Origin of the sequence: Ruegeria sp. Alg231-54, from assembly GCF_900143525.1 — a bacterium.
Lineage (GTDB): Bacteria > Pseudomonadota > Alphaproteobacteria > Rhodobacterales > Rhodobacteraceae > Ruegeria.
On record NZ_FREZ01000003.1, the window covers coordinates 347619 to 359494 of the forward strand.

11 protein-coding genes are annotated in these 11876 nt (G+C 57.5%); 4 read left to right on the plus strand and 7 right to left on the minus strand.

Features of this window, described 5'->3' with window-relative positions:
• The first annotated feature begins 97 nt into the window (after nucleotides 1-97).
• On the plus strand, nucleotides 98-1096 hold the full coding sequence (locus DHN12_RS08420; protein WP_108859781.1) for a LacI family DNA-binding transcriptional regulator: 999 nt from the start codon (nucleotides 98-100) through the stop codon (nucleotides 1094-1096).
• Here the strand turns inward: DHN12_RS08420 and DHN12_RS08425 are convergent, their stop codons facing one another.
• Together DHN12_RS08425 and DHN12_RS08430 are read right to left on the minus strand one after the other, a co-directional pair.
• Nucleotides 1097-2230, minus strand: a complete 1134-nt coding sequence (locus DHN12_RS08425; RefSeq protein WP_108859782.1) for a Gfo/Idh/MocA family protein — start codon at nucleotides 2228-2230, stop codon at nucleotides 1097-1099.
• A 39-nt stretch (nucleotides 2231-2269) separates the two neighbouring features.
• Nucleotides 2270-3373: a Gfo/Idh/MocA family protein gene (locus tag DHN12_RS08430; RefSeq protein ID WP_108859783.1), complete on the minus strand. Its 1104-nt coding sequence runs from the start codon at nucleotides 3371-3373 to the stop codon at nucleotides 2270-2272.
• Nucleotides 3374-3488: 115 nt separating this feature from the next.
• Here DHN12_RS08430 and iolC point away from each other — a divergent pair, with 115 nt between their 5' ends.
• The 3 genes from iolC to DHN12_RS08445 are packed head-to-tail and all read left to right on the plus strand — an operon-like array spanning nucleotide 3489 to nucleotide 6151.
• The gene (gene iolC, locus DHN12_RS08435) at nucleotides 3489-4469 is read left to right on the plus strand and encodes a 5-dehydro-2-deoxygluconokinase (protein WP_108859784.1); all 981 of its coding nucleotides are present in this window, start codon (nucleotides 3489-3491) and stop codon (nucleotides 4467-4469) included.
• Between the two features lie 9 nt (nucleotides 4470-4478).
• Entirely contained in the window at nucleotides 4479-5315 is an 837-nt protein-coding gene (locus DHN12_RS08440) for a 5-deoxy-glucuronate isomerase (RefSeq protein WP_108859785.1), read from the plus strand.
• Nucleotides 5312-6151, plus strand: coding sequence for a class II fructose-bisphosphate aldolase (locus tag DHN12_RS08445; protein ID WP_108859786.1), 840 nt, complete (start codon nucleotides 5312-5314; stop codon nucleotides 6149-6151). The genes DHN12_RS08440 and DHN12_RS08445 overlap by 4 nt, the downstream gene beginning before the upstream one ends.
• Nucleotides 6152-6160: 9 nt before the next feature.
• On the opposite strand, the gene iolB is transcribed toward DHN12_RS08445, so the two are convergent.
• The 5 genes from iolB to DHN12_RS08470 form a co-directional block, all read right to left on the minus strand.
• Entirely contained in the window at nucleotides 6161-6967 is an 807-nt protein-coding gene (iolB, locus tag DHN12_RS08450; RefSeq protein WP_108859787.1) for a 5-deoxy-glucuronate isomerase, read from the minus strand.
• A 48-nt stretch (nucleotides 6968-7015) separates the two neighbouring features.
• Complete coding sequence (locus DHN12_RS08455; protein WP_108859788.1) at nucleotides 7016-8197, minus strand: phytanoyl-CoA dioxygenase family protein; 1182 nt, start codon at nucleotides 8195-8197, stop codon at nucleotides 7016-7018.
• A gap of 50 nt (nucleotides 8198-8247) precedes the next feature.
• Nucleotides 8248-9147, minus strand: a complete 900-nt coding sequence (gene iolE / locus DHN12_RS08460; protein WP_108859789.1) for a myo-inosose-2 dehydratase — start codon at nucleotides 9145-9147, stop codon at nucleotides 8248-8250.
• Complete coding sequence (iolD, locus tag DHN12_RS08465) at nucleotides 9144-10976, minus strand: 3D-(3,5/4)-trihydroxycyclohexane-1,2-dione acylhydrolase (decyclizing) (RefSeq protein ID WP_108859790.1); 1833 nt, start codon at nucleotides 10974-10976, stop codon at nucleotides 9144-9146. The genes iolE and iolD overlap by 4 nt, the downstream gene beginning before the upstream one ends.
• Before the next feature lie 81 nt (nucleotides 10977-11057).
• Nucleotides 11058-11876: an ATP-binding cassette domain-containing protein gene (locus tag DHN12_RS08470; protein ID WP_058274555.1), complete on the minus strand. Its 819-nt coding sequence runs from the start codon at nucleotides 11874-11876 to the stop codon at nucleotides 11058-11060.

The window sequence follows — 11876 nt, forward strand, 5'->3', positions numbered from 1 at the left end:
CACAGCCTTGCAACCGATTGCAAACCCAACGCAATAGGGCGTAGTATTTTCCCATGAAATTGACTGAAAGCCATCCCCGAACCCATCGGTGCCAGCCATGAGTGTGACACTCAAAGAAGTGGCCGCACTGGCCGGTGTATCTCGCTCTGCCGTATCGCGGACCTTTACCGAAGGCGCATCCGTCTCGCCAAAGACACGGAGCAAGGTGGAAAAGGCTGCGGCCGAACTGGGGTACAGCCCAAACGCGTTGGCTTCTTCGCTGACAACCGGACGCACCAAGTTGATCGGGTTGATTTCCAACAACTTCCACAACCCCATTTTTCTTGAGGTCTTTGACCAGTTCACCCGCGCCCTGCAGGAACGCGGCCTGCGTCCGCTGATCGTGAACCTGACCGACGAAACCGAGCCGACAAATTCGGTCCGAATGCTGCGACAGTATTCTGTGGATGCTGCCATCGTCGCCTCATCTACCTTGCCCCCCAGTTTTGCCAAGGCGTTCCACGATGCAGGCGTTCCGGTAGTGCACACTTTCGGTCGATCAGCGACGTCGCCAGAGGTACATGTTGTAGGCATCGACAATGTTGAATGTGGGCGCATGGCCGCGCGGGAGCTGTCGTCGCGGGGGTATCGTCGTATCGGCTATCTGGGCGGCCCGAAAGATGCGACATCGGCGATGGATCGGTATCGCGGCTTCATGGAAGAAGTTGAAAAGCACCCGGAACTCGAAGTCACGCATTGCTTCGCAGGCGCCTATTCTTTTGAAGCCGGGCGGGAAGAAATGCTTCAGCAACTGGCGGAAGGCCCTGCCGAAGGGTACTTTTGCGGCGACGATATTCTGTCCATAGGTGCCCTGTCCGCATTGTCCGATCACGGGCTGAAACCGGGTAAAGATATCGGCATCATCGGCCTGAACGACATGGAGATGTCGCGCTGGGAAAGCGTGGACCTGACGACGATCCATCAGCCTATCAAGCAAATCATTACTGCATCCGTCGATCTGGTCGAAGAGATGCTGAAAGACCCCGAGCGTTACCCCGAGGCCCGTATTTTCCCCTGCCGTGTGATCGAGCGGGGCACATTGCGACCCCGACCCTGATCAGCGAAACATCGGCGGGCGCGCGTCCGTCCATGCCCCGTCATTTTTCGCCGACGCCACTGCGGCATGCACGGCTGCGATCGACCGCACCCCGTCGGCAGGTGTAGGCAGACCATCACGCGCCTTTCCGCGAATAGCGTCGGCAAGATCGCAATAGATGTTGGCCACGGCCAGCGGGAACCCTTCGGGATGGGCAATCGCCACACGGGACAATCGTTGCGCATCGTCGTGAAGACCGCCCTCGCCTTTTTCGATGATCTGTGTCCGGCCACCGACAGGCGTATAGATCAATTGATTGGGTTGCTCGGACGTCCAGCGAAGACCTCCGGTTTCGCCAAACACCTGAATATCAAACCCGTGCTGACGCCCAATTGCCACCGAAGAGGTCCACAACCGCCCGACAGCACCGCCTTCGGTCCGGAAGTTGACCATGGCATCGTCCTCAAGTTCGCGGCTTGAAATCGTAGACGCCATATCTGCAGACAAGGTTTTGACTTCATCGTCACTGATGAAACTGGCCATGTGCAGCGCATGGATACCGCAATCGGCGAATTGGCCAGACACACCCGCCATCGCTGGATCATAGCGCCAGCGTACGCGCGGGTTATCGGCGTCAGTCGCGTCGCCATGGTGGCCATGGCTGAAATTCGTCACAACCAGACGCACCTTGCCAATATCCCCGGCGCGAACCATCGCACGCGCCTGGCGCACCATCGGATAAGCGGAATAGCAATAGTTCACGGCACAAATCTTGCCCGAGGCCTCTGCAACGCGAACGATCTCTTGGCCCTCTTCCACGTTCATTGTCATTGGCTTTTCGCAAAGCACATTGAACCCGGCTTCAAGGAACGCTTTGGCAATTTCAAAATGGGTGGAGTTCGGAGTGGCGATGGTCACCAGATCAACCCGGTCGGGACGGTTCTTTTCCCCGGCCAGCATTTCCTGCCAGTCGCCATAGGCACGATCCGATGCCACTCCAAGTCGTCGCGCATATTCCCGCCCGACTTCGGGTCGGTGATCCAAAGCACCCGCAGCGAATTCGAACATCCCGTCCGCCAACGCTCCTAACCGGTGTGCGGGTCCGATCTGACTGCCTTCACCACCACCAATCATGCCCCATTTCAGCTTTGCCATGGTTCTCGTCTCTCTTAGATGATCTCTTAGTTTTTGTGTTCAGACGGTACTGACGTCCTGCCACTGCCGCTGCTCTGACGATTTCAACGCGGCGGCCAGAACGCAGTTGACCTCATGCCCATCACGGAATGTGGGCCAAATCGTTTTGCCCGTGTGAATGGCCTCAAGAAAATCTTTGGCCTCGATGATGATCTGGTCCTGATAACCTGTTCCATGACCGGGGCCCTGACAGAAATGCTCGTAGTCGGGGTGCGCCGGACCCGTCAGGATCTTAGTGAAGCCCCTTTCTTCCTCTGGTCCTTCGCGCCGATAGAGCCACAGGGCGTTCTGATCTTCCTGATCAAACCGGATTGCGCCTTTGGTGCCTGTAATTTCATAGGCATAGCCCATCTTTCGACCTGTCGCGATGCGGCTGACATAGATATTGCCCATCGCGCCACTGGCAAACCGGCACATGATTTGCGCGTGGTCATCATTGGTGACGGTGCCGCCTGGGCGCTCAGTATGAACCGTTTCGACTTCGGCCATAACCTCGACAATCGGACCGATCAGGGCCAAAGCACCGTTGACCATATGTGGGGCAAGATCTCCGATCGTGCCGTTGGCCATTCCGGACGTCCGCCATGTGGCCGGGGCGTCAGGGTCGGCATAGAAGTCCTCAGTATGCTCGCCGCGAAACCAGGTTATGTCCCCCAATTCACCGTTGGCTATCAACTGACGGGCAAACTGTGTTGCGGGCGTTCTGACGTAGTTGAACCCGACCATATTGGTGACGCCCGTGGCCTCGGCCGCAGCAACCATTGCGCGCCCATCATCCAAAGAAGATCCGAGGGGTTTTTCACACAACACAGGCTTGCCCAAGGCTAACGCGGCCTCTGCAATCTGTCTGTGCGTTGTTTGAGGCGAGGCAATCACGACAGCATCCACTGCCGGGTCATTGACCAGCACTGACCAATCCGAGGTCGCGCGACGAAAGCCGTAAGCCGCGCGGTATCGCTCGGCGCTTTCGGGCGTGGAGGCGCAGATCATCTCAAGTCGTGGCCGCAAGGCTGTGTTGAAAACTGCGCCTACGGCTGACATCGCGACTGAATGAGCTTTGCCCATATAGCCACCGCCGATTATTCCAATTCCGATTTCAGGCATCTGCAACGGCTCCGAACAATGTATTTGCAACCGGTTGCAAAATCAGTATCGTGTGAATCGATTCAACGCAAGGACCAACGATCCTCGCCAGCCCATTTTTGCCGGAGGACATCACGTGAGCGCTTTGATAGACGGCATCAAAGGAAACCGGTTTGCGGTCTTCGGACGCGCGGGTATGGACCTTTATGCCGATCCGGTTGGTGTCAAAAGCGAAGACGCCGACTCTTTCCACGCCGACCTGGGTGGATCATCGGCAAATATCTGCGCGGGGCTGGTCAAACTGGGCAGCCAGGCATCCTTGATCACTTCGGTCTCAGATGATGCTGTGGGCCGGTTCTGCCTGAATAAACTTGCTCATTACGGTGTAGACACGTCCTTTATCCGCGTCGTCGGCGGTGAATACCGCATGTCGCTAGCCGTTTACGAAAGCCGGATCGAAGAGTTTCAGAATGTCATCTACCGCAATGGTGCAGTCGACTTTCAGGTGACCGAGGATGACATGGACAAGGTCGACTACGGTAAATTTTCAGCCGTGATATCTGCCGGAACGGTGTTTGCCGCCGAACCCTCGCGCAGCGCCACGTTTCGCGCGTTCGACAACGCCCGCAAGGCGGGGTTGCCGGTAATTTTTGACATAGACTACCGCCCCTACAGCTGGCCATCACCTGAGGTTGCTGCCGAAGTCCTGTCGCGCGCAGGCGAAGCAAGCGATCTAATCGTCGGCAATGACGAAGAATTTGGGTTCATGGCTGGCGGCATCGACAAAGGCTTCGCTAAAGCCAAGGAGTTGGCGGCGAAACCGGGACGGATCGTGATTTACAAAATGGGCGAAAAAGGCGCGGTAACTCTGGTAGATGGGCAGGAAATCGAAACCGGCATCTATCCGGTAGAGGCCGTCAAACCCAACGGTGCTGGCGACAGTTTCATGGCCGGCCTGCTGGCCTCGATCGCCGCTGGAAGCGAGCCTAAAGAAGCGGTTATGCGCGGCTCAGCCTGCGCCTCAATCGTCGTGTCCAAGCCCGGCTGCGCCCCGGCTATGCCCACAACGTCGGAACTGGACGCGTTTCTTGCGTCCCAACCCGGCCCAACGACATAGGAAACCCTCATGCATATCGCTCCCTATGACAATCAGAACAAACCGATCGTCGACGCCGATGATCCAACGGTTCCCCTGAATTACTTCAACATCGTCAAACTGAAAAAGGGCGAAGCGTTTGAATATCAGGTGCCCGGTTATGAGACGTGTATCGTGCCCGCCACGGGCAGTGTCGATGTCGAAGTCGAAGGCGAGCAGTTCGCCAAGTTGGGCAAGCGGGGCGAAGACGTCTGGGATGGGGATCCGGAAGGCGTTTATGTGCCGGTCGGCGCTAAGGTCCAACTGGTCTGCGTGTCGGATGAAACCGAAATCTTCATAGCGGGCGCCAAGTACGACAAGGTGCTGGATCCGTTCGATGTGCGTGAACATGACCTTGTGCAATACGGCAGCGACGACACTAAAACGCATCGCAAAATCAAACACATCCTCGGCCAGAAACAGCACGACAAGGTGGGTCGCCTGCTGATCAGTGAGCTGTTCACCGTGGGTCAGGGTGGCTGGTCCGGCTTCCCCAGCCACAAGCATGACACAAACCGTCTGCCCGACGAGACGCGGCACGACGAGACCTACAATTTCCGTTTCAAACCCAACTGGGGGTCGGGCCTTCAGATGTTGCAGCGTGAGGACAACGAACCGGGCGACGCCTATCACATCGTCGACGGCTCAACGATCTGCATCGACAAGGGCTATCACCCCTGCTGTGTTCTGCCTGGATACGAGATGTACTATTTCACCATCCTTGGCGGTCTGACTCAGCGTTCGCTGGTCCAGTACTTCCAACCAACCCATGCCTATCAGGTCGAGACCATTCCAGGCATCAAAGACATGATTGCCAAATTCAAATGACCCTCGCCACACTCAAAGACGTCCTCACCCCCGCATACAAAAACGGCTACTCTGTTGGCGGGCTTGTTACGCTGGGATGGGAGGATATGCGCGCCTATGTAGCCGCCGCCGAGGCGGAAAATGCGCCGGTGATCCTTCAGGCTGGTCCAAGCTGCCGCGAACACACCCCCCTGCCTGTTCTGGGCAAGATGTTTCGCTACCTGGCCGAAAATGCCTCGGTTCCGGTCGTGGCCCATCTGGATCACGGTTATACATTCGAGGACTGCAAGATCGCATTGGACAGCGGGTTCACATCGCTCATGTTTGACGGGTCACGCAAGCCGCTGCAGCAAAACATCGACGAAACTGCTGCCATTGCCGAAATGGCCCATGCGGCCGGTATTTCCTGCGAAGGTGAGATCGGCTTTGTCGGCTATTCCGGCGGCGAAGGATCGAACGGGACAGACCCAAACGAGGCCGCGCAGTTCGCTCGTGAAAGCGGCGTGGACGCGATGGCCATCTCAGTCGGAAACGTCCATCTGCAACAAGACAAAGAAGGCGGATTGGACGAGGCTCGCATAGCCGAAATCGACGCTGCGACAAATGTTCCGTTGGTTATTCATGGCGGCTCTGGCGTGCCTGTAGAACAACGCAGCCGGTTGGCGCGGGAAACGTCGATCTGCAAGTTCAATATCGGGACAGAACTGCGTATGGCGTTTGGCAACGCACTGCGCGAGGCAGTCAACCGAGACCCTGACAGATTTGACCGCGTGACGATCCTGAAAGAGACCCACGACCCGGTCGAGGCCGCAACCCGCATGGTCATTCGGGCCTTTGGTGCGCCCGCGCAGAGGTAGGCGTGGGCGTTACGCGTCGCGCTCCATGATCCATTCGACTTCGGGGGCCGGAACAAAGCGCCATTTGCGCAGCGGTCCGGCCATAACGTTCAGATAATACATCTCGAACCCGTAGGGTGCGGCGCATGGGTGATGACCGCGGGGCACGCAAACAACATCGCCATCGGAAACAGCCATAGTCTCATCCAACTGCCCATCATCGGTATAGACGCGCTGAATCCCGAACCCGTTCGCCGGGTTCAGACGGTGGTAGTAGGTCTCCTCCAGATAGGTGATCCGCGGAAAATCATCTTCATCATGTCGATGGCTGGGATACGATGACCAATGCCCGCTTGGCGTAAACACTTCGGTCACCAGCAAGCTATCGGCATAGTCCTCATTCTCCATCGCTATGTTGTTGATATAGCGCGTATTTACACCCTTGCCGCGCTCGGTCAAAGTAATCCCTTCGGGGCCGATGCGGCGCGCGGTGTGGCCACCTTTGCCTGGGGCTAAACACACCGCAATCACGCAATCCGTTTCGGCTGTGGCCGTCCATTCTGTGCCGTTCGGCAGATACAGGCAGTGCGGCGGCGTCTTTTCGAACACGTTCATCCGATCGCCCAGAACACCCCAGTCTCGGTCAGCTCCGGCGATGCGGGCCTTGCCCTCGACCATGACCAGAATGACCTCGCGATCACCCGTCGCCTCGGCCACTGTATCGCCTGCCCGCAGGTGGTAAAGCGCAAACCCGACGTACCTCCACCCGGCACTTGCCGGAGTGATGTCATGCACTTTACCTCTGGTCCCAAAGGGCTTTTTGAGCAGGTCCGCCATGTGTTTTTCTCCGTGTGGGGCGGGCTTTGAAGGCCCGCCCGTATTCCTTCAGGCAACTTGCCTTGTTTGCAGCGCCGAGAATGTTTCGGTCAGTTGTTGTTCGGTCCAGCCTTCAGACACAGCACGTCGCAAAATATAGGCCTGACTTTCCGGTGCGTTGCCGCCGACCGGTGGGTCCGTATCCAGATTGGTCGGGAACGGGTATCCCTCTGCCGTGGCCGCGATGGCTGCATCCAGTTCGGCCCCTTTCATCTGTCCGCGTTGTTTCAACGCAATAAGCGAAGGAAACACCGCCTCAGACATGGACCGCCGGTCAACGGTTTCCATCGCGCGACCGAAAGCGGAGGAGATTTGCAACAGGTTCGCCATCCGGTCGATATCCGCACTGCGATTTTCACCAGCCGCATGGAACAGTGCCGGGTTGAAGAACACTGCATCGCCCTTGTCCAGCGCCAGTTGGATGTAGCTGTCTTCGAAATACTCGCGATGACCCTCGTCATGAAACGCCAGATAGCCCGGCGGATAAAGCTGCGAGAACGGCAGCAGCTTGGTTGGCCCGCTTTCGACCGGCATGTCGCAATGGGCAATAGCCCCCTGCAATGTCAGTGATGCCGTCACAAGATGTGCGTGCACTGGATAGCGCGCAGCACTTTCTGCGCTCTGGAATCCAAGATGGTAATCCCTATGCGCCTGCTGCGCTTTACCACCCGGTCGCACCTGATTGATCTGTGCCGTGACCTGATAGTTTGGCCCCAACCACGCCTCGCAGGCTGCAGCAACAGCCGTGTTCCCGAAATAAAGGGCAAAACCCTCGGGGTCGCGCAGACATTGCTTTTGGAGGGCGTTCCAGATCCGATCATTGGCCCCGGACGCCGCAAAGTGGTCGCCCTCTCCCGCGCCGCTTTGTCTTTCGTCAACTATGATCTGGCGAAAGACATCGGTTGCGCGGTCAATCACGGACGTATCGGCGAACGCACGTTTCAGAACGATTACGCCCGACGATTTGTCCAACACATGGCCCCACTCAGCCAGCAGAGCCTTGCGCTTACCTACGTTTTCCAGCGCAGGGCGCAATTCGTCCATGTAATAGACTGGAACGTTCTTTTCGATCGTGGCGGCGTACGGGGCGACATCGGCTGTAAGGTTCTGCGAGGTCAACACCTTGAATTCATCCAGATCACAGGATTCCCGGTCGAAATAGCCGACAAAACCTAGCTGCTGATCTACCATGAGAGTTCTCCTTTTTCATGGCTTAGGTGTTAACCCCGTAGGGAGCGTTGTTACGCCTGGACCTCCAATCCTGCCTGTCCACAGACGTCGAGAATTTGCTCGTAGCCTTTCTTGGAATATTCGTATGGCGGTGCCTTGGCCGGGTCCTGTTCGGCCTCGACAACGATCCATCCGTTGTAATCCAAGGTTTTGAGGGCATTCGCCACGGCTTGAAAGTCGATACATCCGTCACCTGGCACGGTGAATGCTCCAGCGACGACCGCATCGAGAAAGCTGCGATCATTCTCCTTTACGTCCTGCACCACAGCCGGGCGGATATCTTTGAAATGCACGTGATGCACACGGTCGCCCCAGCGTTTGAGGGTCGCCATCACATCGCCGCCGCCAAACAACAAGTGTCCAGTGTCAAAGCACAGGTTCACCTCCGTGCCCGAACCTTCCATCAACCAGTTCACGTCATCTTCGGTCTCGATGATGGTACCCATGTGATGGTGATAGGCCATCGGCATCCCCTGATCGGCCATCCACTTGGCCAGCTCGGTGATCTTGGCGGCATAGGCTAACACTTCGTCTTTAGATAGCTTGGACCGGTTGTTCACCGGCGTACCAGCCTGACCCTGCACGGTGTTCGAGCATTCCGCATAGACGATACACGGACTGTTCAGGGCCACGAATTGTTCAACTTGTTCCCGCACAGCCTCACGTTCCGCCTCGAAATCGTTGACCAGTGACGCACCCGAGCACCACCCGCCACAGAGCGCGATGTCCTTGCCTTCCAGATAGGCACGCAACCCTTCGGTATCGCTGGGCATCCGCTGACCACGCTCCACACCGGTGTATCCGATCTCGCGCGCCTCTTTCAGCGCCTGTTCCATCGTGTACGCCGCCGTCAGGTCCGGCAGGTCATCATTCTGCCAGGCGATCGGAGAAATCCCGATTTTCACGCTCATTTCGTGTTTCTTTCCTTGATCGCCAGCTCATAGGCCGCGCGTTTTTCGTTCACTTCGGGGCGGATGCTGACTTCCGGAACCGCCACTTCCCACCAAGTGCCGCCGTATTCGGTCGAGGGGTACGGATCGGTGTCGATAACCACCACATAAGGCCCTTTGATATCGCCACGCTTGTCAAGCGCGTCTTCCAGTTCCGCAATCGAGCTGACCTTGACCGAGGTCGCGCCCATTGCCGCGGCGTGGGCCGCGAAATCGATGGCCGAGGGGTTCTCGTGCACAGCATGATCCAGCAGATTGTTAAACTCGGCTCCACCTGTGCCCATCTGCAGACGGTTGATACAGCCAAAGCCGCGATTGTCGGTAATGACCACGGTGAACGAGATGCCCATCATCGCAGCCGAAGCCATTTCCGAGTTCGCCATCATATAGGTGCCATCGCCGGTAAAGCAGATCACATCTCGATCCGGTTGCGCCATCTTGATGCCCATCGCACCGGCAATCTCATACCCCATGCAACTGAAACCATATTCCATGTGATAGGCACCCGGGCGCGGCGCTTTCCACAGCTTGTGCAGTTCTCCGGGCATGGTGCCCGCCGCGCACATGACAACAGTATCGTTGTTCGAGGCTCGCTGAACCGCACCAACCACCTGCATATCGGTCGGCAGCGCATTGCCGTCGCCGGGGGCATCCGTCAACTTGTCAACCTTGCCATACCAATCACCCTTAAGTGTATCTGCCACAGGATCGGCACGGTATCCTTGCAAAGCCGAACCCAGCTCCTCAAGCCCAACGCGCGCATCTGACTGCAGGGGCATCGCGCCGTGCTTTTCAGAATCATAGGCAGCGGTATTCAGGCAAATCATTTCGCGCTGTGGGTTCGAAAACAGACCCCACGAGCCGGTCGTGAAATCCTGCAGGCGAGAGCCAACCGCCAATACCAGATCAGCCTCAGCGCAGACCGAGTTTGCCGGTTCGCCACCGGTCACGCCCACGGGTCCAAGGTTCAGTGGATGATCCCATGCCAGCGCGGACTTGCCTGCTTGTGTCTCGGTGATCGGGATATTGTGCGTTTCCACGAAACTCTGCAGTGCGTTCGTAGCGCCAGAGTAGTGAACGCCGCCACCCGCCACGATAACCGGGCGCTTTGCCGCTTTGATGGCAGCGACGGCGCGGGACAGTTCACCTTCGTCAGGGCGAATACGACGTTGATACCAGACGCGGGGCTCAAAGAAGCTTGCAGGATAGTCGTAGGCCTCGGCCTGAACATCCTGACAGAAGGCCAGTGTTGCCGGTCCGCAGTCGGCCGGGTCCGTCATCGTGCGGAAAGCCCTTGGGAGTGCGGTTAGCAGATGCTCCGGCCTTGAGATGCGGTCGAAGTAACGGCTGACAGGTTTGAAACAGTCGTTCGCGCTGACCGTTCCGTCCCCAAAGCTCTCGATCTGCTGCAACACAGGATCAGGACCGCGCGTCGCGAAGATATCCCCGGGGATGATCAACACCGGCAACCGGTTCACATGTGCCAAGGCGGCGGCTGTCACCATGTTGGTCGCGCCCGGCCCAATGGACGAGGTCACTGCCATCGCGCGCGTGCGCCGCATCTGCTTCGCATACGCGATAGCACAATGCGCCATCGTCTGTTCGTTATGGCCGCGATAGGTCGGCAGGCTGTCTTTCACAGCATGCAGCGCCTCGCCCAGGCCAGCCACGTTGCCGTGGCCGAAAATAGCCCAGACGCCTGCGATAAACGGTTCTCCGGCCTCATTCATCTGCGCGCCCAGATAGCGAACCAGAGCTTGCGCTGCGGTCAGTCTGATAGTTTTGCCCATATTGATCCCTTTCAACTCAAGGCCACCCGGCCAGTCCGTTGAATACCAGTTTTTCGAAAGCTGGGTCTGCGCGGGACCGCGTCAGACCGTTCCGCCCAAAGACCCTTCCAGCTGGGCCAATTCCTGACCACCTGCCATCAGGTCCTGTAGTTCTTCGGGCGAAATCTCACCCCGTTTGGCGGTGCCCAGAGTTTTACCCCGGTTCAACACCGTAAACCTATCACCGACGGCCAGCGCATGACGAACATTGTGGCTGATGAACACCACACCCACACCCTGACTGCGCACTTTGTCGATGGTCGCCAAAACGTTCGAAGTCTGGCGCACGCCAAGAGCCGATGTAGGTTCGTCCAAAATCAAGATTTTCGCGCCAAAATGCACGGCGCGTGCAATCGCAACCGTCTGACGCTCACCACCTGACAACGTACCCACAGCCTGATCGGGACCACGCAGGTTGATGCCCATTTTGCGCATCTCTTCCATGGTGATTTCGTCGGCCAACTTCTTGTCGAAAAAGCTGATCCCCGCGACCTTGCGAGTGGGTTCATTGCCCATGAAGAAGTTGCGGCTAACGCTCATCAGCGGGATCATAGCCAGATGTTGGTGCACCGTTGCGATCCCGGCTTCGATGGCATCACGCGGGTCCTCAAAATGCATAGGTTTGTCTTCAAAGATGATCTCGCCAGCTGTCGGCTTATGGACCCCGGACATAGTCTTGATGAAGGTCGATTTACCCGCGCCATTGTCACCCAGAAGGCAGTGACACTCACCCGGTTTCAGATCAAAGCTGACCCCGGCCAGAGCGATCACAGAGCCAAAGTGCTTTTCAATGTCGATCATCCGGATGATCGGATCCTGACCCTGCACATCACCGTGATGGAAATTGGTATCTTCGGTCAT